Below are 25,409 nucleotides of genomic sequence, written 5' to 3'. Positions count from 1 at the left end.
ACCCATGTCTCGCCACATCGTTTGAAGGGGGAAACTGTGACAAGGCTGCTGCCAGCCGCGGCCACCATGGCCGTCGGCCCGGGCTCGCCGCCGGCCGGGTGGCCGGCCGGCGAGGGGCCGGACACCGAGGAGGAGCCCGCTGCGACAGCGGGAATGGGACGGAACGCGACAGCGCCGGCTGACACGACCGCGGCGCGCACCCTGGCGAGCGTGCTGATCCAGGCCCGTGAGGCGGCTTGCCTCACGCAAGAGGAACTGGCGGAGCAGTCGGGCCTGAGCGTACGGGCCATCCGCAACCTCGAGACCGCGCGCACCGCCCGCCCCCGCAAGCAGTCTCTCCTCCTCCTCGCCGAAGCCCTCGGTCTTCCCCCCGGCGAGGCGAGCCGGCTGCTGCGCGGACCCCGTGTCGAGCACCGGACGGCACCGGGCAGCCCCGCCCCCGCCGAGTTGCCCGCGGCTGCTCACCGGCGTCTCGTCGGGCGGGAGAAGCTGGTGGGCGCCCTGATGGCCCATCTCGCGCGGCCCGAGGCCGGTCGCGGCAGGCCCGCCGTCGTCGTCGGCCCTCCGGGAGCGGGGAAGACCTCGCTGATCCTGAGGACCGCACACGAGGTACGGGACCGGTTTCCGGACGGGCAGGTCTTCGTCGACCTGCCCCCCGCCTCCTCGCCTCCCTTCACCGCGGACATGCTCGTCCGCCGCATCCTGCGTTCCCTCGGCGGCACCCCCGCCGCGGAGAACCCGGAGGAGGCCCGTGCCCAGCTGCGGGACGCGTTGAGCAGACGACACGTACTCGTGATCCTCGACAACGTCGACAGCGAGGCGCAGGTCCGTCCCCTGCTGGTGGACGACGGGCACAGCGCCGTCCTGGTGGCCGCGCGCCGGGAACTGTCCGCGCTCACGGGGCAGTTCCGCCTCCGGATCGGCGCCCTCGACCAGCAGGACGCCTACCAGGTCCTGGAGGACCTGGCAGGCACCGCGCGCACCCGGGCACAGCGGTCGGCCGCGTTGAGCATCGTGCAGTCCTGCGCGCGGCTGCCGCTGGCGCTGCACGTCGCCGGTCTGTGGCTCGTGGCACGCCCTGACCGGTCTCTGCGCGACCTGGCGGACCGGCTCGTGGACGAGCAGCACCGGCTCCGTTCACTGCGCATAGGAGACCTGTCCCTGTACCGGAGTGTGGCCGCCTACTACCGGCTGCTGCCCTATCCGGTGCAGTCCGCCCTGCATCGACTCGGGTCCGTGTGCGGCGACTTCGGCGTCGACGAGTTGGTGCCCCATGTGACACCGGTGCGGCCGCAGGCCGTGGATCTGCTGGAGGAGCTGCTGCACCGCCAGATGATCCATCCGGTCGCGACGGACCGCAACGGGCAGATCCGCTACCGGCTGTACGACGCGGTACGGCTGTACGTGGCGCACCATGCCGCGCAGTCCCCGGTACGGTTCGCCGGGGACGGCCTGGTCAGGCTCGCCCCTTTGGTGTTCTGACCGAAACGGTGCGCCGGCGCGTCCGGTGCCCGCCCTCAGTGGACGGCCTGGCAGTCGGCATCGTGGCCGTCTCGCGACGACGGGTGGGATTCCGTCCAGTCCCGAATGTGGTCGACGAGTTCCAACAACTTGCGGCCTGAGGCGGTGAGTTGGTACGAGGTCATGTCCAGTGAGGTCAGCGGACCGTCGACCAGCCCGTCGTGCTGCAGCGAGCGCAAGGTATCGATCAGCACCTTGTGGCTGATGCCGCACAGACATCGCTGGAGTTCGTTGAAGTGGTTGTGCCCCTGGCCGAGCGCCTGCAGCGCCAGCACCGGCCACCGTCTGCCCAGTGTGTTGAGCACCTTGGCCAGCGGCGTCCGGAGGTAGTCGGCGACGGCCGGCGCCACGGCTGTTCTGTAATGTGCCACCCAGCAGCTCCGCTCGAAGTCCAGTTGCTCGATTCTTCACCACACGCGGGAGTTGTGCGCGGCACATTTGAACGCCCGTCACGGGGCCCCGATGAACAACCGGGCACGTTCCGGAGCGGGTGAATGCAAGGGGCCGCGCCATCCTCAATCCTGGGAATCGCACGCCGGGATCACCAGGCATTTCATCGGCAATTTCCAGGCATCAAGACGACCGATCGACTGGTTGACGTTCCGGCGAGCGCGTTGCTAACTTCAGGGCCCGCGGTCCGGACCAACCGTGATCAAGGCGGTCGGGCTGTGCGCATGCATTGCCACGGGCGAACACCTGCGGCAGGACGCTGCGTTCACGCTGTTCCCGCCGCCCCTGTTTCCATCCGGATCGGCACGACGACCAGCACATGAGCTCCGCAATTCCTGAATCGTTTTCGGGCATTATCCGAGAGGGGTGCGAGTCATGCGAGACGCGCTACAGAAGACCGAGATCCCCGGTATAACCGAGCCGGCTCACGAGACCGAACCGCACGACGCGATCCATGTGCGCCAGGTGACGCCGGGCATCCGGATCCTTCAGTACAGCGATGCCAAAGTGGTGATGAAACCGTGGGGCCGGGAGCGATGGCTGCACGAGGCGGAGGCACCGTACTGCTTCAAGGTGATCCGCATCTCGGCCGGTTGTCGCACCAGCCTCCAGTACCACCGCCACAAGCAGGAGAGCAACTTCCTCCTTGAGGGCGAAGCGGTCATGCACTACCGCGAGACCCTCGACGAGCCCACCCAGCGCATACCGATGACGGCCGGGACGCTTGTCCATGTGCAGGCCGGCAGCGTGCACCGGATCGAGGCGGTCACGGACATCATCCTCGTCGAGGTCTCCACTGCCGACGACGGGTCCGACACCGTCCGGCTGGGGGACGACTACCAGCGCCGTGACGGCCGGGTCGAGGCGGAGCACTGACGGTCCAGGTGTCCAGACCACCGCGTGTGCTGCCGGACACCACAGGGCGCCGCAGAATCGTCGTCGCGTCCGCCGTGGACACCCTTGGTGTCGGGCTCTTCCTGCCGCTGTCCCTGTACTACTTCACGGTCTCGACGCAGCTCTCCCTCACCGGGATAGGCACGACGACGAGCGCGGCGACGCTTGCCGCGCTGTTCACCGCGCCGTACGCGGGGGCGCTGACCGACCGGTTGGGTCCGCGGAACATGGCCGCGCTGAGCAACATCGTCGTGGCGGTCGGATACATGAGCTATCTCGTGGTGCACGACTACGTCGAGTTGTTCGCCGCGGTGTTCGTCGTCATGGCGGGCGATCGCCTGTATTTCGCGGCATGGCCGACCCTGATAGCCGACATCTCCGACGACGACCAGCGTGACGCCTGGTACGCGCTGATCCAGACGGTCGGCGCGGGCAGTCTGGGCACGGGGGCGCTGCTGAGCGGAATCCTGCTGGCCGGCGAGCACGCGCAGCAGATCGACCTGCTGATCGTCTTCAACGCGCTGACCTCCGTCGTGGCCGCGCTGCTCACCCTGTCGCTGCGGGTGCCCCGCCGGCCGGCGGCAGGCGGTCGTGCCGGCGGGAAGAACTACGCGGTGGTCCTGCGGGACCGGACCTTCGTCCGCCTCCTGGTGGGGCAGGCCCTGATGGCGGCCGCATGGATCCTTCCCGGCACCTTCCTCCCGCTCTACCTCGTGCGTTCGCTGGGCCTTCCCGCCTGGTACGCCATGGTGGTATTCAGCTTCAACTACTTCCTGGTCTTCTTGTTCCAGCTCCTGGTGACGAACCTGTTCCACGGCTTCAGAAGGACCCGGACCATAGCGCTCGGCGCGTGCTGCTTCGTCGTGACCACCGCGGTCATGGCGGCTGCCCCGCTGGCCGGCCGTACGGGGGCGTTCGCTCTCCTGCTGGCCGCCATCGCCGTCTACACCGTCGGCGAGATGCTCTGCGTGCCCGCCGGAAATGCCGCCGTCGCCGCACACGCCCCCGCAGAGATGCGCGGAATGTACATGGCCACCTTCCAGCTCACCGGTGCGATCGCGTTCGGAGCCGGGCCGGGGCTTGTCGGCGTGCTGTTCGCGAGGGATCCCGCTTGGGTGCTGGCCGCCGTGGCCCTCGCCGTCACGCTGGGCGGTGTCGCGGTCGTGTCGAGCGACCGTGCGCTGGTGCGCACCTGCGGAGAAACGGCGGGTGGGAGCCATGACGTCTGAGAATGCGGGGCGGCTCGCCTCCGAACTGGCCTCCGCTGCTCTGCTCGTCGTGGACGAGGCGTCTCAGCACGTGTCCCACAAGATGTGGGAGTGGTGCCGGGCACCGTACGAGGACATGCATCGATCACTGCTGGCGAACGGCAGCCCGCGGATCGGCGAACTGGTCGACGTCCTCGGTACCCGTCCGGAGGATCTCGGCGCCTACCGCGCCGTCGCCGACGAGATCGCGCGGGAGCTGCGGCAACGCCCGGACTTCCACGACATCATGGCTGAGCGGGCACGGCTCGTGCGTACGACGGCACGCATCGCCGTGTACGTGGGCGACGCGGTCCCGGACGAGCCGGCGCACCGCGATCCCGCTCTCCCCGACATCCTCGACGCGGTGGACCGCGCCGGGCCCCGCCCTGGCCCGGAAGGCACCCGGGCGACGATCGTCATCCCGTTCCGCGCCGCGGACGCGCTCAGCGGCCGCCCCCGGAACCTCGCGGCGTGCCTGGCGGCGCTGGCGGACCAGACCCACCCGCGGTCCGGCTACCGGATCGTGCTCGTGGAGAGTGACGGCAGACCACGGTGGCAGCACCTGTTCGACGGCCTGGTCGACACCTACCTGTTCGCCCGCAAGACCGGACGCTTCAACAAGTCATGGGCCGTCAACTGCGGTGTCGTACACGGCGGTGGCGCGGACGAACTGGTCTGCATCCTCGACGCCGACATCCTGGTCGACTCGGGTTTCGTCGCCAGGAACATCGCCAGATTCGACGAGGACACCCTGCAGGGGTTCTGGCCGTACCGCAGCGTCCTGTTCGCCGGCGAGGAGGCGAGCCGGTACGCCGTCGCGTCCCGCTGCCTTCACCGGCATCCGGACGTCCGCCATGAGCTGCTGAGGGGAACGTACCTGCGCCGGCCTCCGGGCGGATGCGTGTGGCTGCGCAGGAGCCTTTTCGACCGCATCGCGGGCATGGACGAGCGCTTCGAAGGCTGGGGCGGCGAGGACAACGACTTCGGGTGGCGTGCCGAGGCCTACGGCGGTATGGAGCGGTTCGGCGACCATCTGCTGCACCTGCACCACCGGCGGGGCGACCACGACTTCCATGACGCCGCTCCCTCTTCCGAGGCAGTGCCGTGGTGCACCTGGCCGGCCGACTCGGCCATCGGTGATCTCCGCAAATACACATGAGAAAAGAGGGAGAACGCATGGAGGTCGGTCTTCCGTTCCTGGGAGTGGGACCGGTATCGCGGAACGTGCTCGACGCCGCGCTCACCGCTGCCTATCGCTGGAACACCAAGATCATGCTGATTCCGAGCCGTTCCCAAGTAGACGCCCCGGAGTACGGCAGGGGCTACACGGGCTGGACCACGGAGCAGTTCGCAGAATACGTACGCGCCCGCGACCCGCGGCGTCTGGCGCTGCTGTGCCGCGACCACGGCGGTCCCTGGCAGCATCCGGACGAAGGACTGCTGCCGGACGAGAAGGCGGTGATGGCGTCGTGCGCCGCCTCGTTCGACCACGACATCGCGGCAGGCTTCGACATCCTCCACCTCGACACATCCGTCGAGCCCACCGGCGAGGCCCCTTTCCCCGCGGCGCTGGGGCGGCTGACCGCGTTGTACGCGCACTGCTCGGCGACGGCCGAGGCGACCGGACGGCCGTTGCGCTTCGAGATCGGCTTCGAGGTACAGGGCACCGACGTCAATGATCCCGGACTGTTCGAGGCGCAGCTCGACGAGGTGTGCGACGAAATCACCGGTCGGGGACTCCCCCTCCCGTCCTTTGCCGTCGCGCAGACGGGCACCAAGGTGCAGGAGCTGTCGAACCGCGGTGCTTTCCCCCGGCCGGCCAGCCGGGAACACGTCACCCGGCAGATCACGGCTGTCGCGAGGATCTGCCGGGCCCGCAACCTCAAGCTCAAGGCCCACAACTGCGACTACCTCACGCCATCGGACGTGGCGGCTCTCACCGCAGCAGGCGTCGACGCCGTCAACGTCGCCCCCGAGTTCGGCACGTACGAGACGCGCATCCTGCTGCGTCTGCTCAACGAGATCCAGCTGCCGAAACTGGCGGACCGGTTCCTCGCGCTGTCGTTCGAGTCCGGGAAGTGGTCCAAGTGGATGGCACCCGACACCATGGCAACCGACTACGAGAAGGCGGTCATAGCGGGCCACTACGTGTTCGGTTCGCCGGAGTTCGCCGACATCCGCGCAGAGTTGGAGGAGCAGCTGGCACGCCGTTCGGCCGTGCCGCTGAACGAGGTGCTCCAGTCCGAGATCGCACTCCTGATCGAGCGCTATCTGCTCGCCGGCACCTCCTTGTGGCGTCCTGCCCCGCAGTCGCACCTAGTGGCGAGGTGAGGGAATGTCACACGCCGACCTGCTGACGCGTCATCTCGCGGTCATGCCGTCATGGATGACGCCGTACTACGAGCACCCCATCCAGATCGTGCGGGGTTTCGACCGGCGTCTGGTGGACGGTGAAGGAAAAACCTACCTGGACTTCTTCGGCGGGATCGCGGTCAACTCCCTCGGCTACAGCGTCCCCGAAGTCCGGGACTCGGTGCGGCGCCAGCTGGCCCGAGGTGTGCACCACACCTCCACCTGCTATCTGATCGAGCAGCAGGTCGAGCTGGCCGAACGGATCGCCCGGCTGTCCGAGATCCCCGACGCCAAGGTCTTCTTCGTCAATTCAGGCACCGAGGCCATGGAGGCGGCGCTGCTCTTCGCCACCACCGCTCGCCGAAGCAGTCATGTGCTCACCCTGCGCAACGGATACCACGGCAGGTCGTTCGGCTCCAACGCGGCGACCAGCGTACTGGGGTGGAACGCCTCCCGGCTGTCGCCGCTCCAGGTGTCCCACGTGCACAACGGCCACCAGTTCCGCGGCAGTCTGGCCCAGGTGCCCCAGGACCAGGTCAACGCAGTGTGCCTCGAGGAACTCCGTGAGCTGATCGCGACGATCGGGGGCGCCGATATCGCCGCCTTCGTCGCCGAACCCATGCAGGGCGTGGGCGGGCTCACGATCCCGCCGGACGGGCTGCTCCGCGCCTACCAGGACGAGCTGCGAGAACACGGGATTCCCGTGATTGTCGACGAGGTACAGACCGGGTGGGGCCGACTCGGCTCGCACTTCTGGGGCAGCGGGATGCACGGGATCACGCCGGATGTGATGACCTTTGCCAAGGGCCTGGGCAGCGGATTCACCATCGGCGGCGTGGTGGGCCGCCCCGAGATCATCGACTCGGTGACGGCGAAATCGATGTCCACCTTCGGAGGCAACCCCATCGCCATGGCCGCGGGCCTGGCGACGGTCAACGTCCTGCTCAGCCAGGATCTCCAGGCGAACGCCGAGAAAGTCGGGGAGATCATCCGCTCCGGGCTGGACGAGCTCTCGGCCGGCCATCCGCAGATCGGCGAAGTACGTGGCCGCGGCCTGCTGCTGGCGATCGAGATCGTGGTACCCGGCACCACGGACCCCGACCCCGCGGCGGCGCTGAGGCTGCATGAGCGGGCCAGGGAGCTCGGGCTCCTCGTCGGCCGCGGCGGCCCCTACGGCAACGTCATCCGTATCAGCCCGGCGCTGAACCTGTCCGTCGCCGAGGCACAGGAAGGGCTGCACATCATCGCGGAAGCAGTGCGATCCGACCGGCCGTCCCAGCTGGACGGGGGCGTCCGCCGGTGAACGACGACAAGCGCGCGTACAGGATTCCCAAGTACAACTATGCCGACCAGTTCCCGGACCTGGACGGTGCCACCCTGCCCGCGATCCGGGAGCTGTTGCTGTCCGGCGAGTACATCCTGGGCCCGGAGGTGACGCGGTTCGAGAACGACTTCGCCCGGTTCCTGGACGTCGAACACGCGATCGGCGTCAACTCCGGAACCGACGCGTTGATCCTGGCTCTCGACGCCCTCGGTATCGGCCCGGGCGACGAGGTCGTCACCGTCGCGAACAGCTTCCACGCCACCGCCCAGGCGATCGCGCGGCGCGGCGCCAGACCAGTGCTGGTCGACTGCGGCGACGACGACTTCCTCATCAGCCTCGACCAGGTGGCAGCGGCCGTGAGCAGCCGCACCCGGGCCGTCGTCATCGTCCATCTCTTCGGCCGGGCGGCCGACGTCGAGTCCGCCGCGGCGCTCTGCGGCCAGAAGGGCCTCTTCCTGATCGAGGACTGTGCCCAGGCCGCCGGAGCGCGTTCGCGTGGAAGGCGAATCGGAACGACCTCACACGCCGGATGCTGGAGCTTCGCCCCGGCCAAGAACCTCGCGGCCGCCGGTGACGGCGGCGCCGTCACCACGGCGCACGGGGACACCGCTCGCCAGGTGCGCCTCCTGCGCCACTTCGGCCAGCCGGTCCAGAACCGGCACGACCTCGTCGGCTACAACTCCCGTCTCGATTCCCTCCAGGCCCTCCTGCTGGCGCAGAAGCTGAAACGTCTCGACGCCTGGAACACCGCACGGGCGCGCGTGGCGGACGGCTACCGCCGGCGCCTGTCGGAACTGCCGCTCTCCTTCCAGGAAGTGGGCGGCCCCGGCGAGCACGTCTATCACCTCTTCCAGGCACGCGCGGAGTCCGAGGAGGTACGCGACGCTCTCGTCAACTGCCTGCAGGACGCCGGAGTGGACGCCGTCGTGCGCTACCCCGTTCCGCTCCACCTCCAGGGCGCGTTCTCCTTCCTCGGTCACCGCCGGGGGGCGTTCCCGGTCGCCGAGGCCCTGGCACAGCAGACGCTGTGCCTGCCGATCAGGCCCGACCTCTCGGAGGGAGACCTCGACTACGTCTGTGCCGTGATCGCACAGTTCTTCGGCAACTCATAGAGAACGGTGGGGCAGCACATGAGCACATACGACATTCGGCCGCTGGTCGACGAGCAGCAGATGGAAGCCCTCCTGCCGCACATGACGCGTGCCTTCGGCAAGGCTCCGTACGAGCCGCAGACCCTGCTGCGGGAAGGCTACGGCGCGGTCGCCACCCGCGGTGCGGAGGTCGTGGGCGGAGGCTTCGCGATCTCCTTCGACCAGTACTTCGGCGGGCGGCCCGTGCCCTCCGGGGGGACAGCCTGGCTGACGGTCGTTCCCTGGGCCAGGGGCGGCCGGCTCGGCCGCAGGATCATGCAGAACAAACTGGCGTGGCTGGAGCGTGAGCGGGGCGCGGCCATCGCGTGCATGTGGAGCCCGGCCACCGGCATGTACCGCAACTGGGGCTGGGAGGTGGGTGCCATCGGGTCGAGCTTCTCCCTGCGCCCCACTGATGCGCCGGCCGGCGACAGGTCCTACGAGGCCTTCCTGCCGGAGCGCGAGGAGTGCAACGTCCTTCAGCGGAAACTCGCCCAGCGCTGGGACGGCCCCCTGCTGCGCCCCGCGTGGTGGGACGCGTGGAAACAAAAGTGCACGCCGGCCCTGCACCACCTCGGGGTACGGCGCGACGGTGAGCTCGTCGGTTATGCCTCCTTCGTCGAAGAGCCGGTCACGCCCTGGGGCTTCCGGGTGGTTGTGCACGACTTCTGGACCAGCCGCGCGGACGCGATTCCCGCCGTCCTCGACATGCTCACCACGCGTTCCCTTCAGGCCCGCGAAATCCTCTTCAAGAGATCCGTGCTGCCGCGGGCCCACTACGCCTTGTGGGAACTGCCCAACTACGTGATGACCGAGCAGGGTTGGTATCCCTGGATGGTCAAGCTCATCGACGTCAAGCGGGCCATGGAAGCCCGGGGCTGGTCGAGCGCCGTCGAGGCGTCGGTGTGCGTCGAGGTCAAGTTCGCCGACGACGAGATCGCCAGCTACACCTTCGTGTTCTCGCAGGGCAGCGTCGAGGTCAAGCCCGGAGGAGACGCCACCGTGTGGTGCACGGAGGGCACGCTGGCCTCGTGGTTCACCGGTGCGCTGACCTTTCGGCGAGCCCGTGATTTCGGCCGGGCGTGGGGAGACGACCTGGACATCGACGTCCTGGACGCAGCCCTGGCCGCGCGCGAGCCGTGGGTTCCCGAAAGCTACTGACGCACACCTGGAGGCGTGATGGCTGAGGCAAGACGATGGTGCGCACAGGCGGTGCTCTTCGACCTCGACGGAGTCCTCGTCGATTCCATGCCCGTGATCGTCCGGCTGCTCACCCGCTGGGCCGACCTCCACGGTCTCGACCGCGCTGTGACGCTCAGCAGCGCGCACGGCCGGCGGGAAGCCGATCTGGTCGCGGAGCTGGCGCCCTGGGCCGACACCGCGGAAGAGGTCGCGCGCATGCAGAAGTGGCAGGCCACCGAATTCGACGGGTGCGTGCCGTGCCCGGGTACGCAGCGGCTGCTGACCGCGCTGGGCGACTGCCGCTGGGCGGTGGTCACCTCGGGGTCGCGGTCCGTCGCCCTCGGACGGCTGCGGGCTGCCGGGCTTCCCGTGCCCGCAACCCTGGTGTCGGCCGACGACGTCGTCCACGGCAAGCCCCACCCGGAGCCGTACCTCAAGGCCGCCGCCGCATTGGGGGTGCGCCCCACCGAGTGCGTCGTGGTGGAAGACGCTCCCTCCGGCGTGGCGTCCGGTCTCGGCGCGGGCATGCGGGTGATCGCGGTCGCACCCGGCCCGGAGGAGTTGCGCGGCGCCCACGCGCAGGTGGCCTCGCTCGCGGACATCGACGGGTTCCAGGACGCCGAGCGAGAGATACGGCTGACGCTCGGCGGTGCCCGGGACAGCACAGCCTCCCACCTACTGCCGGAAGGGTGACCACCGTGCACGACGTTGCGGCCTCATCGACTTCACTCGCACCGGAGCGGTTCACGGCTTCCGGCAACCGCACGGCAAGTGAGCTGCGGACGCTGGGCGAGATCGAGCGGCGACTGCTGTGGCTCTCCACCATGACCGTGCACCACTGCAACCATGTTCGTCTCAACGAGAGCGGTATGAAGGTCGGCGGGCACCAGGCCTCGACCGCCTCGCTCGTCACGGTCATGACGGCGCTCTGGTTCGACGCGCTCCAATCCGGCGACCGTGTGTCGGTCAAGCCGACGGCGGCGCCGGCTCTGTACTCCATCGCCTACCTGCTCGGCGCGCTGGAGAAGCACGACATGGAATCGCTGCGTGCCTTCGGCGGCCTCCAGGCCTATCCCAGCCGGACGAAGAACGGCCCGTACATCGACTACTCGACCGGTTCGATGGGCCTGGGCGCCAACGCATCCGTGTGGGATGCGATGACCAGACGCTATCTGGCGGACCACTTCGGGCAGAGCCCCGCAGGACGGCACTACGCGCTGCTCGGTGACGCCGAACTGGACGAGGGCGCCGTATGGGAAGCAGTCCTCGATCCGATGGTCGGACAGCTGGGAGCAGTCACCTGGGTGGTGGATGTCAACCGGCAGGCTCTGGACCGGCCGGTGACCAGGTCCACGACCCGGCGCATACGCAACCTGTTCGACGCGGCCGGATGGCAGGTCATCGATCTCGAATACGGGCAGTTGCTGGAGAGCCTGTTCCACGAACCGGGCGGTGAGGAGTTCCGCCAGCTCCTGAACGCCATGACCAACAGGGAGTTCCACCGCCTCCTGCGTGGTTCGGCGCAGGAGGTGCGGTCCGCGCTGACCACGGGGCGGGCGCCGTGGTCAGCGCTGTCGAAACTCGTCGACTCGCTGGACAGCAGGCATCTGCTTGCGGCGATCCGCAATGTGGGCGGCCATGACCTGCCGACGCTGCTGGATGCCTTCGCCCGCATAGACGACAGCCGCCCGACCGTCATTCTGGCCCATACCGTCAAGGGCTACGGGCTCCCGATCGAGGCACACGCGGACAATCACTCCGCGCTGCTGGGCGTCGAGCAGATCAGGAAACTGGCGGATCTGTCGGGCGTGGACATCGACCAGCCCTGGGAGCGCTTCGACGACCGGTCGCCAGAAGGCCTCCGGTGCAAAGAGGCCGCCCTGCGGCTACGGCGCTGCGAGGACGCGAGCCTGACACCGCCGAGCCCACCCGCGGATCTGCGCCGGACCCCCAAGGGCAGAGCCTCGACGCAACAGGCCTTCGGCAGCCTGCTCCTGGACCTCAAGAGGAGTGCGCCGGACGTCGCGGCGCGGCTGGTCACGGTGAGCCCGGACGTCTCCTCGACCACGAATCTCGGCGGCTGGATCAACAGGGCCGGCGTGTGGGAGCCCGACCCGGGCACGGACCAGGACGGCGACCACGGGCTGCTGAAATGGGACGCGACGGCCAAGGGCCAGCACATCGAACTCGGCATCGCGGAAACCAATCTCGTCGGCCTGCTCACCGAGCTCGGTTCCAGCTGGAGCCGGTGGGGACAACCGCTGTTCCCGGTCGGAACGGTCTACGACGCGTTCGTCACCCGTGCGCTGGAGCCTTGGTCCTTCGGCCTGTACAGCGGCGGTCAGTCGATTCTGGTGGGCACACCCGCCGGTACCGCGCTCGGGCCGGAGGGCGGTGCACACCAGTCGGTGATCACTCCGTCCATCGGCCTGGAACAACCCGGGTGCGTGGCCTACGAGCCGGCCTTCGCCCTGGACTTCGAGTGGTGTTTCCTCGCGGCCCTGGGAAACCTCGGCAAACCGGGCGGCGAGTCCGCGTACTTCCGTCTCTCCACCCGGACCGTCGACCAGACACTCGCGGCAGTACCGCACGATTCCGTCCAGCGGGAGACGCGGCGCAGGCAGGCGGTCGCCGGAGGTTACGTCCTTCACAAGGCCGAGGTCCCTGCCGTGACCATCGTAGCGATGGGCGCTGTACTTCCCGAAGCGCTGACCGCGGTCGAGGAGTTGCAGCGGAACGGATTCGGAGCCGACCTGGTGTGCGTCACCAGCGCCGACCTGCTGTACCGGGCGGCCCGGGCGCGATCCGGACTGGGCGACGCCCCCGAGTGGATCCTGCGCGACCTCTTCCCGGGCCAGCGCGCCCTGCCCATGGTCACCGTTCTCGACGGGCATCCGCACACCCTGGCGTTTCTCGCCGCCCTTCACCAGGTCGAGGTCACGAGTCTCGGGGTGACGGAGTTCGGCCAGTCAGGAGACATCGCAGACGTCTTCCGCCATCACGGTATCGACGCGGCCGGCATCGTCACGGCCGCACTGGACCTCATCGAGTGACGGGAGCCGGCCTTTTCCCTCAGGCCTGTGCTCCCCGTGCCGTCACCGCCCGTGCGTCATCGCCCAAGTCGCGTCACCAACGATCCCAGCAGGGGAGACCATGTCACAGGAAGACCGAGCCGCGATCGGCTTCGAAGAGGGCCGGACCACCACGGCCGCGTGGTTCGACGAACTCACCCGCAGACGCGTCACGGGCCCGGTGTCGACACAGCATCGTGTCCTCGATCGCTCCCTGGCCGCAGAAACGCTGGCCGTGCACGCGGGTACGTACGAAGACCCCGTCACCGGAAGCGTCGGCACACCGATCTTCCAGACGACGACGTTCCTCCTCGACGACGCGAGCTACGGGGCCTTCTCCGACGGATCGCTTCGTGATGTACCGATCTACACCCGCTACGGGAACCCGTCGCAATGGTCGGTCCAGGAGAAGATCGCCGCCCTGGAGGGGGCGGAGAGCGCCGTGGTGACGTCCTCGGGGATGAGCGCCATCGCCAGCACCGTCTACGCCCTCACCAACCGTGGGAGCCATATCGTCTCCGCCTACGACGTGTACGGCGGAACCTACAACCTGCTCCGCGACGACATGCCTTCCGCTGGGCGGGAAGTGACGTTCGTCGACGCCGACGATCCGCAGGCCGTCAAGGCCGCGATCCGTCCGGAAACCCAGCTTCTCCTCTTCGAGACGCTGACCAATCCGCTCCTGAAGGCACCCGCGTTGGGCGCGATCTCGAAGATCGCCCGTGAGGCCGGCGCGCTCCTGGTCGTGGACAACACCTTCCTCACCCCGGTCAACATGCGCCCCTTGGCCATCGGAGCCGACATCGTGGTGCACAGTGCCACGAAGTACCTTGCCGGCCACAGTGACGTGACCGCGGGCGCGGTCGTGGGACGCCGCAAGTTCCTGGACCGCGTCTGGGCGCAGACCCTGCGGTTCGGCGGATCCCTGGACCCGCTGTCGTGCTTCCTGCTGGAGCGCGGGATGAAGACCCTCCCGCTGCGCGTCAAGGCACAGAACGACAACGCACGGCGGATCGCCGAGTACCTGATGACTCATGATGCCGTCACGGCCGTGTACCACCCGGATCTGGGCGGGGCCCGCTATGCGGACCTCGAGAGCGAGAACTACCGCGGGTTCGGAGGAATGGTCAGTTTCGAAGTGAAGGGCGGAGACGCCGCCGCACTCGCCTTCATGAAAAGACTCACGCTCCCTTATGCGGCGACGAGCCTGGGCGGCGTGGAATCTCTCGTCAGCATGCCCGGCAACACCTCCCACAGTTCACTGACGGAGGGGCAGAAGGCCCTGATCGGCATCAACCCGGGACTCGTCCGATTCTCAGCCGGAATTGAGGACGTCGGCGATCTCATCGATGATCTGCGGAACGCACTGCCGTCGCGCGGTGAGGAGAGTGACTGGTGAGGAACAGTTTCAACACAGCCGGATTCAGCGAAGTGGTGCACGAGACCCGCGACGACCCTGCCGAGGCATGGTTCAGCTACATGAGCCGGGCCTCCCACTCCCCCCACCGAGGGCTGTCGGTCCAGAACGGCCCGGCCATGATCGGCAGGGTCAAGTCCGTGCGGGACTTCGCGTTCGCCGTCGCCGAGCAGCCCGCAGCGGACGCCGGCCGCGCAGGGACCGCGCCGCAGACCACACCTCCTGACGAGCCGACACCGATCGACCTGGCGCTCACCGGGGTGGCCGCCTGCTCCCTGGCGACACTGATCGCCGGAGGCAGCGCGACCGGCGTTCTGTTCGACACCGTCGAGATGCTGATCCAGCATGGCGCCATTCCCCCGGAGCGGGAGAACGCGGTCGACTGCCGGTTCGAGATCAGCCGCGGCGAAGACGGCCCGCTGCCGGCCACGCTGCTCGACCGCGCTGTGAGTCTCAGCCCGAACCACCGCACCTTGATCGAGCACATTCCGCTGAACGTCAGCTATGTCCCCTGTCCGGGCCGCGAGGATCACCAGAAGATCACCGAAACGGACATGCGGGTGCCGGCCTGGCCGGCCGCCGAGCGCCGGCTGAGATGGATCAGCGGACCGCAGTTCCTGTCGGTGCCCGCGCAGACCGGGACGGGCCAGGAGCTGAGGGTGGATCAGCCGAAGCAGATAACAGGTGTCGACTGGGGACCCAATCCGCAGGAGTACCTCCTGATGGGACTCTCCTCGGACATCGCCTCGACGCTGGCGCGGCTCTCGGTCGAACAACTGGACAGGCGGATGGCCTGGAACGTCGTGACCCGGGCACGTATCGACATACGCGGCCTGCTGCACGCCGACCCCTCCTCGCTGATCCAACTGCAGGATGTCAGCTGCACTGTCTCCGCACCCGGCACGGACGACGCCGCATCCGGTCTGGCCGAGTTCGTCACCTCCGCCGTGACCCAGTCACGCGTGGCGGACCTGATCTGCCGGCGCCAGGCCGTCGATGTCTGGCTGACTCCGTCCGCACCCACGCTGCTCGCTCCGCAGGGACCGCAGACCCCGCTCTGAGCGAGCGGAGCCACCCACCGCTCCTAGCCGCCCGTACAGCGCGTCTGCGCCACTCCGCTCCAAGGGGGATTTCCTGCCGTGGAATACAAAGGCCCCGTGCGGGTTCTCGGCATCGGCGCCGGGCCGGCCAATCTCAGCCTGGCCGCGCTGGCGGAACCGATCCCCGAGCTGCCCGTGACCGTCCTGGAATCGCGGAACTCCGTGTCGTGGCACCCGGGCCTGCTGTGGTCCGATTCCCGACTACAGGTCAGCGGCGTCAAAGACCTGGTCACACCGGCCGATCCACGAAGCCGCTTCAGTTTTCTCAACTTCCTGCACGAGCACGGACGTCTCTACCGCCACTTGATCGCGAACGCGGATCACGTGTCCCGGAAAGAATTCGATCAGTATTTCACCTGGGCGGCGAAAATGCTGGACGTGCGCCTGGAGGAAACGGTGCAAGAGGTCGATCACGACGGTCGGCGATTCGTCGTGCAGACCACTGCCGGGACATGGAGCGCCGACAACCTGGTGCTGGGCGTCGGGCAGGCACCCTGTATTCCGGATTTCGCCCGCCCCTTCCTCGGCCCGCACCTGTGGCACGCCGCGAACCATCTGGACCACGGGCGTTCCTTCACGGACAAGGACGTGCTTCTCGTCGGCGGCGGACAGAGCGGGGCCGAGATCGCCATGGACCTGATCTCCGGAAGAGCGGGCCTCCCTCGTCAACTCACCTGGGTCACCGGCCAACGGGGATTCACGCCACTCGACGAATCCCCCTTCTCGGGCGAGTGGTTCAACCCGCAGTTCGTCGAATACTTCCACGAGAAGTCCCGGACGCAGCGGTCCATGCTGCTCGCCCAGCAGAGCCCCGCCCACCACGGAACATCCCAGCAACTACTCCAGAAAATATACAAACGTCTGTACGAGATAGACTACTTGACGCCTCACGCGTTCCGGCACTGCCTCATGGGCGGGGTCGAGCTGGCAGACCTCTCACGCCTCCGCGACGGATTCAGCTGCTCCCTGCAGAACGTCGTGACGAGCGAGAAATGGGACACCACAGCAGAGATCGTGGTGCTCGCCACAGGATTTCACCGACAACTGCCCCGCTTCATGGAGCCGCTGCGAGACCGGCTGCCCCTCGCCGGTGACGAGTACATCGTGGAGCGCGACTACCGGATCGCATGGGACGGCCCGGACACCAGCAGGATCTTCGTGCAGAACGCGGCCCGCGGCAGTCACGGCGTGGCGGACCCCAATCTGAGTCTGGCGGCATGGCGAAGCGCCGTCATCATCAACAGCCTTCTCGGCCGCGACCACTACGCGCTCAGACGGCAGGACATCACTTTGAACCTGAGCCGGAACGAGCAGCCCCGCCTTCCCTAGCGGCCGATGCCCCCGCCTCGGCCGGGTGGAGAGTCCCCGGGGCTGCCCTCCCCCTCCGAGGAAACCCTCCCCTTCGAACAGGAGATCTCCATGTCATCAGCCGCTGTAGGCACGGACGTCGGCACCGAGCCCTGGCTCTGTCTGGGAGAGCGTGCCCTGCGCTCCCGGCTGATCCTGGGGATCGAGCAGTACACCGACCCGAAGCTGGTCGCCGACGTCCTGCGCGTCGCGGCATGCGACGTCTTCATCACCACATTCGACCTGGAGCAGACCCGGCCCAGCCTGCTGATGTCCGACCTGGACCAGGCCGTCGGGCTCGACGACTATGTGTGGATCGGGACCACGTCCTTCGCGCGTTCCCGGCGGGACGCACTGCTCACCGCCCGCAGGCTGAGGCAGTCGTACGGCATCGACATCATGAAACTGGATGTCCGCCCCTCGGACAACCTCCCGGACAACGCCCAGACCGTCACGGCCGCCGCGGAGTTGATCGCCGAAGGCTTCGAGGTCCTCCCCTTCATCCTCCCCGACCCGCAGACCGCGGCCGTACTGGAACAGGCCGGCTGCGCGGCGCTGCGCATCATGGCATCACCGGTGGGCAGTGCCCGGGGCATCATCGACGAGCAGGCCGTCCGCGACACCATGGCCGCCGTCTCCGTTCCGGTGATCCTCGAGGGCGGCCTGGGCACACCCGCCCAGGTGGTACGCGCGATGGAGCTCGGCGCGGACGCCGTCCTCGTCAACACCGCGGTGGCGCGGGCCCCGCATCCCACCGTGCTCGCCGAGTCGATGCGCCATGCGGTGTACGCCGGGCGCCTCGCGGCCGGCCAGGGTCTTCCCGCCCCCCTTGCCGGCTGAACGCGCAGGTACTGCCGTGGAACTGACCGCCGTACTCTTCGACATGGACGGCGTCCTGATCGACACGGACCAGGCCATCGCCGACCTGTGGAACGCACTGGCCGCCCAGTCCGGGCTGACGATCACCGCAGCCGACTTCGCTGCCCACATCTACGGGTGCTCGCCCGAGCACACCGTCGAGACGGTGTTCGCGTCCCTCGCCCCGCACGACCGCGTGCAGGTCCTGCGCCGGGTCCGCGAGGCCGAACCCGGCCTCGCCTTCTCACCGGTACCGTACGCCGCCGACCTCGTGCGCCAACTCGCCGCAGCAGGCGTGCCGTTGGCTCTCGTCACGGGCGCGTCGGCGGACCGGGCCGGCCACGCGCTGCACACACTCGGTCTGACCGGCTTGTTCACCACCGCCGTCACCTGGGGCGAGTCCGCACGCGGCAAACCCGCGCCGGACTGCTACCTCCTGGCGGCCGACCGGCTCGGCGTCACACCGCAGACGTGCCTGGTCTTCGAGGACACCACCGCAGGTGTCAGCGCGGCCGTGGCTGCCGAAGCTGCCTGCGTCGCCGTGAGCCGGCTCGACCCACAGCCACTGCGCACGGCCGGGGCACGCCACGTCGTGCCGGACTTCGCCGCGGTAGGACTGCGCCGGGACAAGACCCTGACGTTGCTCGACATAGCCGACCAGGAGACCTTCAAGCTCCGCCCCGCCGTACGGCGATGTCCGGCGCTGTCGGCCACCGGAGAGCAATCGCAGGCGGGTTACGCGTCTGACACGCACCAGCCGGATCTCCGGCCGTCCCCCGCACCGCTGCTGGAGCCGGAGTGGGGCACCCTGCCGGCCTCGCCGCCCGGCCCGCTCGGTCAGCAGACGTGACAGCGCCCCGAGCACGGCTACACCTTCGGCGTGCGGACGCTGCCGACGTCCTGAGCGATCTTCGATACGGTCTCGGCCGGCGTCGGCATGGCCGCCATCTCCGCCTGCACCTGCCGTGCCGACGCGGCGAGCCGCTCGTCGTCGAGCAGTCGGCGCAACACCTCGGCCGCCGGCCGGTCCAACGACGAGGTGACGCCCACCCCACGGCGGATCAGGACGTCGGTGTTGTCGAACTGGTCGGCCCCCTGCGGCAGTACGAGTTGCGGCAGGCCGGCGTCGAGCGAGGCCATGATGCTGCCGGCGCCGCCGTGGTGCACGACGGCGGTACAGGTTCGCACCAGCGCGTCGAGCGGCAACCACGCGACGGCTCGCACATTCGCGGGCAGTGGACCGAGACCGGCTGGATCGGCGCCGCCGAGCGCAAACACGAACTCGGCGTCGACCTGCCCCGCCGAGTCCAGAATCCATTGCAGCGGATGGGTTCCGGTGAAGCGGGGGGCGACCGTTCCCAGTGTCACCGCGATCCGTGGCCGCCGAAGGCGCTGGAACAGCCAGTCCGGGAGTGCCCCGCCGCCGCTGTAGGGGATGTACCGCATCGGCCGGCCGAACGGCTCCACCGCGCTCATGCTCGGCGGCGAGACATTGACGGCGAAGTCGCAGATTCCCCGCCGGCGCGCCGACTTCGCACGCAGCCATGGCGACACCATGTCCGGGTGATGAAGGAATCCGATCCCGTGGAACAGCGTCGGTACACCGAGGTGCCGCGCTACGAGCGCCTGCGAGGTGTGCACGACGAGGTCGGGACGCCACCGCGCGACGAGTTCCCTGCTGCCCGCCAGCATCAGGTCTGCGAACGTCTCGAAGAAGTGCGGCGCCCCGGACCTCTCGGACACGGCATCGGGACGATTGGACGCGAATGCGTGCCGCTCCCGCGGAAGGAGTGCCGCGAAATCACCGTCCGGGGCGACATCCACGACGTTCAGGCCCGCCTGCGCCAGCAGCGGCACGGCCGTCGAGCAGGTGCCGAACAGGACGTCGTGGCCGGCGGCGACCGCGGCTTGCGCGAGGGGCACCATGCCGAACACGGCACCCAGATTCGGTGGTGACATGAACAACATGCGCGTCATCTGTTCACGACCTTCTGCAGTTCCTGTTCGGTCAGCCGGATCCCGAACACATCACGCAACAAGGCCGGCAGCTCCTCGGGATCGAGTTGCCTGCTGACCACGTCACCTGCCGCGGTGGACCGGGTGTAGCGATCGTCGAACAGCACATGCCGCTCCGCGGGGCCGATCTTGTGCGCCACCAGGATGTTCGCGAAGGGGATGCCGGGATACGTCACCGAGTAGTAGTGGGCGACCAGGTAGTCGACGTAGTGCTGCGGCTGGTCGTTGAACGAGTACAGGTCGAACCAGCCGTCACCGTGTTCGACCTGGAGCAGGCTGTCACCGTCCGGCAGCGGAAGCGCCCGCCACCGCCAGGGCCGCGTCCCGACGATGTCGCCGCCGTGCATCGGAACCGGTTCGGTCGGCCCCTCGCCGCCGAGCCCCACGTCCACCAGCCACGGCAGTCCGTCGATCTCCACCAGCAGCGCCATGTGCGTCAGCGGCCTGACGATGTCGGTGCCGTTCCTGATGCGGCCGGAGATCCTCCGCACCGTGAATCCCAGCAGTTCCAGCGCCGCGGCGAGCATCATGTTGTGCTCGGCGCAGGTGCCGCCGCTGTTCGGGGCCAGCAGTTTGCGCTGCACGTCGACGAGTTCGAGACTGATCGGCCGGCTGAGCAGCACATCGATGTTGTGGAAACCTATGGCGGCCATCTGTCGCGCTTGCAGCGTCCGCAGTGTGGCCGGCGTCGGCCCCAGTCCCTGCCGGTCGACGCCGATCCGCCGGAGGTAGCCGTCGAGGTCGAACCGCTCGACCTGCCATTCGCTGGGTGCGGCGTCCGGGGCCACGGCTCGGACGGCGGGGAGGTCCAGCGGAGTGCCGGCCAGTTCGGACCAGATGTGGGCGGCCAGGGCCGCCGGTGTCGGGTGGTCGAACGCGACCGTGGGCGCCAGTCGCACACCGGTCCGGCCGCTGAGCCGGTTCCGCAGCTCGATCGCGATCAGCGAGTCGAACCCGAGGTCGCGGAAACTGCTGTGCTCACCGACCAGGTCCGGCGCGTCGAGTCCCAGCACGGAGGCGCTGTCCCGGCTGACCATGTCGACCAGCAACCGGTGCTGGTCGTGCTTGGCGAGACCGGCCAACTTGCTCGTCAGATCCTGGGCGGCGGGCACTTCACGCGGTATGCGCCGGCCCGGGTCGTAAGCGACGACGGTGGGAAGTCCACTGGCCAGGGCCGCGTCGAACAGTCGCAGACCCTCCTTCGTGGAGAGCTTCGGCGTTCCGATCCGCGCCATGTCGCCGTCGGTCAGCCGCGCGGTCATCCCGGTCGGGCTGTCCCACGGCCCCCAGGCGATCGAGGTCGCAACCAGACCCATGGCGTGGCGGTGTCTGGCGAGTCCGTCGAGAAAACCGTTGGCCGCCGCGTAGTTGGCCTGGCCCGCGTTGCCGAGCGTGGCAGCCGCCGAGGAGAACAGCACGAACATGGACAGGTCGCGGTCCTTGGTCAGCTCGTGCAGGTTCCATGCGCCGGTGGCCTTGGGCGCCAGCACATGGTCGAACCGTTCCCGCGTCAGCCCGGAGAAGACGGAGTCGTCGAGCACGCCGGCGGCGTGCACGACCCCGCCGAGCGGCACCGACTCGATCGCTTCGGCCAGGGCCTCCCGATCGGCGACATCGCAGGCGGCCGTCGTGACATCGGCACCGAGTTCCCGCAGTTGCCCGATCAGCTCGGCGGCACCGGGCGAGGCGTCCCCTCGGCGCCCGACCAGGAGCAGGTCACGTACCGCATGCCGGGTCACCAGGTGCCGGGCGACCGCGGATCCGAGGGCGCCGAAGGCACCCGTCACCAGAACGGTCCCGGTTGCCTGCCGGGTTTCGCCACCGGGAGGCACGCGGACCACGCGTGGTGAAAGGAGCTTCCCGTCACGGATGGCCACCTGAGGCTGACCGGTGCCCACGGCCTCCGCCAGCAGGCTCCCTTCCTGATCGGTGTCGACGAGCACCAGCCGGCCCGGGTGTTCTGCCTGCACCGATCTGATCATCGACCAGACCGACGCCTGCCTCCAGTCCTCGGCCTGGCGGGTGACCACGACCAGCCGCGACCGCTCACCGGCCAGGAATTCCTGGATCTGCGGTACCAGGTGCGGCAGTTCCCCGCTGACAACGGTGATGTCCCGTTCCGGCGGGCCGGCCGGTATCGGCGTCCAGTCCAGGGTGAACAGTGCTGCTCCGCCGGTCTCGCGGAGTGTCACCCGGTCGATCCGGAGCACCGGCCTGCCTTCGGTGTCGGCCACGAGCACCCTGACACCGCCGTCGACCGGACTGAGCTGGAACCGGATGGCGCCGCCGGCCGGCCGGAACATCCGAATCCCGGTGAAGGAGAAGGGGACACCGGGCGGCATGAGAAGCCGGGCGCCGTGCAGCACGGCATCCAGCAGCGCCGGGTGTATGCCGTAGCCGCGCGGGTCGGTGCCGTCCGGCAGACACGCCTCGCCGAAGACGGCGGTACCGCCGCGCCGCAACGCCGTCAGTCCACGCAACGCCGGCCCATAGGCGAACCCTTCCTGGCCCAGGCTTTCGTAGTAGCCGTCGAGTCGGACCTCGCACGCATCCGCGGGCGGCCAGGCTGCCAGGTCGAACCCGGCCGTGCTGTCGGTACCGGCAGCGGTGACGGTACCGAACGTGCCGACGGCGTTGACGGTCCACGGTGCGTCGCGTGAGGCGGCGAACGGTCGCGAACTGATCGTCAGCGACCGGCCGTCGACGACGATCCGCAAGTGCGCCCCGTCTTCCAGGGCGAGCGGCGCGACCATGGTCAGTTCGTCGACCGACCTGTCGATCCAGGTGGCCAGTTCGACGAACGCGGTACCGGGAACCACCGTCGTCCCGTCGATGACGTGGTCGGCGAGCCAGGGCTGCGTCGTGGCACTGGCCTCCCCCTCGAACACCGTGCTGCCGCCGTCGGCGCCCCTGAGCAACGGATGGTCACGCGGTGCCGCGGCGGCATGTCGCGCCAGCCAGTAGCTCCTGCGCTGGAAGGGATACGTCGGCAGATCGACGTGGTGGCGCCCGAGGATCCGTGACCAGTCCACCTTCGCGCCGAGCACGTGTGCCCTGCCGACCGCCGCCACCAGATGGTCCAGGTCCAGCGCACCCGTGATGACTGTCCCGCGCACTTCGGCGACCTGGAGCGCACCGGACGGCCCGACCTCAAGAAACACCCCAACGCCCTTGCCCAGCAGCGACTTCAGGCCGTCGTGGAACCGGACGGCATCGCGTGCCTGCCGTACCCAGTAGTCCGGCGAACACAGTTCGTCCGGGTCGGCGACCGCACCTGTCAGGTTGCTGACGATCGGGATTGTCGGCGGCCGGAGTCCGACCCCGGCCAGCAGGTCACGGTAGCGGTCCAGCATCGGTTCCACACGGTGTGAGTGGAACGCGTGGCTGACCTTGAGTTCCGTCGCGTCGACGCCCAGTTCCGCGATGGCGTCGGCGTCACCGGAGACCACCGTCGACTGTGGGCCGTTCACGGCGGCGATCGACAACCGGCCGCCGAACGGGGCCAGGAGGCCGGCGACCGCGCGCTCCTCCATACCGAGCACGATCATGGCACCGCCGGCCGGCAGATCCTGCATCAGCCGGGCCCGAACGGCGACCACCTCTGCCGCGTCCGCCAGTGACATCACCCCGGCCACGTGGGCGGCGGCCAGTTCGCCGAGCGAGTGCCCGATCAGGAAGTCCGGCCGGACCCCCCAGGACTCCAGCAGCCGGTACATCGCGACTTCGACCGCGAACAGTGCCGGCTGGGCGAACTCCGTCCGGTCGAGTGGGCCGGACATCACCTCGCGCAGCGGCCTGCGCAGATGCCGGTCGAGTTCGGCGCACAACGCGTCGAACGCGGCCGCGTAGACCGGACTCGTGCGATACAGCTCCTCTCCCATACCGGTTCGCTGTGTTCCCTGGCCCGGGAACACGAACGCCGTGGCGCCCCCGGTCACCGGCTCCGAGTCGTCGGCACTGTTGGCGAGCCGGTCCAGGCCGGCGACCAGGTCGGCACGGTCCCGCGCAGTGATCACGGCTCGGCGTGCGAAGTGCGAGCGTGTCGTGGCCAGCGCCGAACCCAGTGCCGTCAAGGCGGTGTCGGGACTCCGTTCGACGTGCTCCCGCAGTTGCCGTGCCTGCTCGCGCAGTGCGCGAGCGGTCCGGGCGGACAGCAGACACGGCACCGGTCCCACGCCGGTGACGGCCTCGGCGGGCTCCTCGGCCCGCTCCACGATCACATGGGCGTTCGTGCCGCTGATCCCGAACGAGGAGATACCGATGTGTGTGGCAGACAGTCGCAAGGGCTCGCGCACCAGTGCCAGACCAGAGTTCTGCCAGTCCACGTGGGGTGTCGGTCGTTCGGCGTGCAGAGTCTTCGGGAGCAGCCCGTGACGGAGCGACATCACCGTCTTGATCAAGCCCGCGACACCCGAGGCGGCCTGGGTGTGTCCGATGTTGGACTTGACCGAACCGAGCCACAGCGGGTTGTCCGGCGACCGACCGCCGCCGTAGACGTCGGCGAGTGCGGACGCCTCGATGGGGTCGCCGAGTTCGGTACCCGTGCCGTGCGCCTCCACCGCGTCCACATCGGACGGTGACAGGCCCGCGCTGTTCAGAGCCGCGCGGATCACCCGCTGCTGCGAAGGCCCGTTCGGGGCGGTCAGGCCGTTGCTGGCACCATCCTGGTTGACCGCGCTGCCCCTGATCAACGCCAGTGGGCGGCGGGCATCGGACGCGCGCTGCAGCACCACGAGTCCTGCGCCCTCGGCCATCGCCATCCCGTTCGCCTCGGCGGAGAACGCCTTGCACCGGCCGTCCACCGACAGCGCCCGCTGCCTGGAGAACTCGATGAGGGGTCCCGGCATCGCCATCACCGTGGCGCCACCCACGATGGCCAGGTCGCACTCGCCTGCCCGCAGTGCCTGCACGGCCAGGTGCAGTGCGACCAAGGACGTCGAGCACGCCGTGTCCACGGTGACGGCAGGGCCCTCCAGCCCCAGCGCATAGGAAATCCGCCCGGAGGCGACGCTGGGCACCACACCGGTCACGAGGTGGCCGGTGACCTCGGCGGGCGCCCGCCACAACGGCGCCCCGTACTCCTGATGGTTCACACCGACGAAGACCGCCGTCCTGCTCTCCCGCAGTGACAACGGGTCGATTCCGGCGCGCTCCACAGCCTCCCAGGCGCACTCCAGCAGCAGGCGCTGTTGCGGGTCCATGGCCAGCGCCTCGCGTGCCGAGATCCCGAAGAACTCCGCGTCGAACTCGGCCGCGCCGTCGAGGAACCCGCCCTGCCGGACCTCTGTCGTCCGGTAGAGCGTGTCCAGGTCCCATCCCCGGTCGGCCGGGAAGTCGCCGATGGCGTCCCGGCCCTGCGCCACCAGTGACCAGAGGTCCTCGGCCGACCTCACGCCGCCCGGGAACCGGCAGGCCATCCCGATGACGGCCACCGGTTCACTGGACTGCTGCCTGAGTTGGCGCAGCTCGGTGGTCGCCTTGCGCAGGTAGGCACGCAGTC

Annotated in this window: 17 protein-coding genes and 1 pseudogene; 15 read left to right on the top strand and 3 right to left on the bottom strand. The window is 68.9% G+C overall.

Annotated elements, in window-relative coordinates:
• Positions 1–36: 36 nt before the first annotated feature.
• The gene (locus tag ACWGKQ_RS26930; protein ID WP_453294526.1) at positions 37–1,482 is read left to right on the top strand and encodes an AAA family ATPase; all 1,446 of its coding nucleotides are present in this window, start codon (positions 37–39) and stop codon (positions 1,480–1,482) included.
• Between the two features lie 35 nt (positions 1,483–1,517).
• Here ACWGKQ_RS26930 and ACWGKQ_RS26925 read toward each other — a convergent pair whose 3' ends face one another.
• Positions 1,518–1,871, bottom strand: a complete 354-nt coding sequence (locus ACWGKQ_RS26925; RefSeq protein WP_453294525.1) for a winged helix-turn-helix transcriptional regulator — start codon at positions 1,869–1,871, stop codon at positions 1,518–1,520.
• Between the two features lie 475 nt (positions 1,872–2,346).
• Between ACWGKQ_RS26925 and ACWGKQ_RS26920 the strand changes: the two genes are divergently transcribed.
• From ACWGKQ_RS26920 to ACWGKQ_RS26855, 14 genes are all read left to right on the top strand, one after another.
• Positions 2,347–2,847 carry a cupin domain-containing protein gene (locus tag ACWGKQ_RS26920; protein ID WP_453294524.1) on the top strand — a complete coding sequence of 167 codons (501 nt, stop codon included), beginning with the start codon at positions 2,347–2,349 and terminating at the stop codon, positions 2,845–2,847.
• Positions 2,848–2,855: 8 nt separating this feature from the next.
• Positions 2,856–4,094, top strand: a complete 1,239-nt coding sequence (locus ACWGKQ_RS26915; protein ID WP_453294523.1) for an MFS transporter — start codon at positions 2,856–2,858, stop codon at positions 4,092–4,094.
• Entirely contained in the window at positions 4,084–5,271 is a 1,188-nt protein-coding gene (locus ACWGKQ_RS26910) for a galactosyltransferase-related protein (RefSeq protein WP_453294522.1), read from the top strand. The genes ACWGKQ_RS26915 and ACWGKQ_RS26910 overlap by 11 nt, the downstream gene beginning before the upstream one ends.
• Positions 5,272–5,288: 17 nt before the next feature.
• Positions 5,289–6,443, top strand: coding sequence for a class II D-tagatose-bisphosphate aldolase non-catalytic subunit (locus ACWGKQ_RS26905; RefSeq protein WP_453294521.1), 1,155 nt, complete (start codon positions 5,289–5,291; stop codon positions 6,441–6,443).
• A gap of 4 nt (positions 6,444–6,447) precedes the next feature.
• Positions 6,448–7,767, top strand: coding sequence for an aspartate aminotransferase family protein (locus tag ACWGKQ_RS26900; RefSeq protein WP_453294520.1), 1,320 nt, complete (start codon positions 6,448–6,450; stop codon positions 7,765–7,767).
• Positions 7,764–8,900, top strand: coding sequence for a DegT/DnrJ/EryC1/StrS family aminotransferase (locus ACWGKQ_RS26895; protein WP_453294519.1), 1,137 nt, complete (start codon positions 7,764–7,766; stop codon positions 8,898–8,900). Before ACWGKQ_RS26900 ends, ACWGKQ_RS26895 begins: the two co-directional genes overlap by 4 nt.
• Before the next feature lie 18 nt (positions 8,901–8,918).
• Positions 8,919–10,079, top strand: a complete 1,161-nt coding sequence (locus tag ACWGKQ_RS26890) for a GNAT family N-acetyltransferase (protein WP_453294518.1) — start codon at positions 8,919–8,921, stop codon at positions 10,077–10,079.
• Between the two features lie 18 nt (positions 10,080–10,097).
• Positions 10,098–10,793 carry an HAD-IA family hydrolase gene (locus tag ACWGKQ_RS26885; protein WP_453294517.1) on the top strand — a complete coding sequence of 232 codons (696 nt, stop codon included), beginning with the start codon at positions 10,098–10,100 and terminating at the stop codon, positions 10,791–10,793.
• 5 nt (positions 10,794–10,798) lie between these two features.
• Complete coding sequence (locus ACWGKQ_RS26880; RefSeq protein WP_453294516.1) at positions 10,799–13,153, top strand: transketolase-like TK C-terminal-containing protein; 2,355 nt, start codon at positions 10,799–10,801, stop codon at positions 13,151–13,153.
• 253 nt (positions 13,154–13,406) lie between these two features.
• The gene (locus tag ACWGKQ_RS26875) at positions 13,407–14,570 is read left to right on the top strand and encodes a trans-sulfuration enzyme family protein (protein WP_453294515.1); all 1,164 of its coding nucleotides are present in this window, start codon (positions 13,407–13,409) and stop codon (positions 14,568–14,570) included.
• Positions 14,567–15,649, top strand: a complete 1,083-nt coding sequence (locus tag ACWGKQ_RS26870; RefSeq protein ID WP_453294514.1) for an OsmC family protein — start codon at positions 14,567–14,569, stop codon at positions 15,647–15,649. The genes ACWGKQ_RS26875 and ACWGKQ_RS26870 overlap by 4 nt, the downstream gene beginning before the upstream one ends.
• A 78-nt stretch (positions 15,650–15,727) precedes the next feature.
• Entirely contained in the window at positions 15,728–17,017 is a 1,290-nt protein-coding gene (locus ACWGKQ_RS26865; protein WP_453294513.1) for a lysine N(6)-hydroxylase/L-ornithine N(5)-oxygenase family protein, read from the top strand.
• A 90-nt stretch (positions 17,018–17,107) separates the two neighbouring features.
• Entirely contained in the window at positions 17,108–17,875 is a 768-nt protein-coding gene (locus tag ACWGKQ_RS26860) for a thiamine biosynthesis protein ThiG (protein WP_453294512.1), read from the top strand.
• A gap of 16 nt (positions 17,876–17,891) precedes the next feature.
• Positions 17,892–18,743, top strand: a complete 852-nt coding sequence (locus ACWGKQ_RS26855; RefSeq protein WP_453294511.1) for an HAD family hydrolase — start codon at positions 17,892–17,894, stop codon at positions 18,741–18,743.
• A 17-nt stretch (positions 18,744–18,760) separates the two neighbouring features.
• Here ACWGKQ_RS26855 and ACWGKQ_RS26850 read toward each other — a convergent pair whose 3' ends face one another.
• Complete coding sequence (locus tag ACWGKQ_RS26850; protein WP_453294510.1) at positions 18,761–19,870, bottom strand: glycosyltransferase; 1,110 nt, start codon at positions 19,868–19,870, stop codon at positions 18,761–18,763.
• Positions 19,867–25,395, bottom strand: a pseudogene (locus ACWGKQ_RS26845) (SDR family NAD(P)-dependent oxidoreductase); the annotation flags it as partial. The pseudogene ACWGKQ_RS26845 and the gene ACWGKQ_RS26850, both read right to left, overlap by 4 nt.
• Between the last annotated feature and the right edge of the window lie 14 nt (positions 25,396–25,409).

It is taken from the genome of Streptomyces sp. NPDC054770 (assembly GCF_053611985.1).
This window is presented reverse-complemented; position numbering and strand designations above follow the sequence as displayed.